This is a genomic window from Brevibacillus fluminis, from assembly GCF_003710825.1.
GTDB classification, from domain to species: Bacteria; Bacillota; Bacilli; order Brevibacillales; family Brevibacillaceae; genus Brevibacillus_D; species Brevibacillus_D fluminis.
This window is the reverse complement of the sequence record NZ_RHHQ01000088.1, coordinates 1-390: the sequence shown is the minus strand read 5'-3', so window position 1 is coordinate 390 and position 390 is coordinate 1. Positions and strand designations below refer to the sequence as shown.

Here is a 390-nt window from a genome sequence, read left to right as displayed (position 1 = left end):
TGAATGGACCACTTCGTCACGGGCTCGAACATGGCGACAATATCGATGTATTGGTGCGATTCTTTATGCATCCGCTCCAGCCCTGCTTGTCCAGTTATTGCCACAACCGGCGCGTGATCAAGGTTGGCATCGCCGATCCCGGTCAGCAGGTTGGTCGCTCCTGGCCCAAGCGTAGCAAGACAAACACCTGCCTTTCCCGTTAATCGACCGTACACATCTGCCATAAAAGCCGCCCCTTGCTCATGCCTGACCGTCACGAACTCGATCTGCTCCGAGGCGGCCAACGAATGGACGAGATCGATATTCTCTTCCCCCGGGATGCCGAAAATATACCGGACTCCCTCATTCTCCAGGCATTTGACCATCAAGTCCGTAGCTTTCATTGTGCCC

Annotated in this window: 1 protein-coding gene; it reads right to left on the bottom strand. The window is 54.9% G+C overall.

All coding sequences use genetic code 11. From position 1 onward, the window contains the following. Positions 1–383 (bottom strand): thiamine pyrophosphate-binding protein (locus tag EDM56_RS31055; protein WP_246009601.1); only part of this gene is annotated, 383 nt, incomplete at its 3' end. Positions 384–390 lie beyond the last annotated feature (7 nt).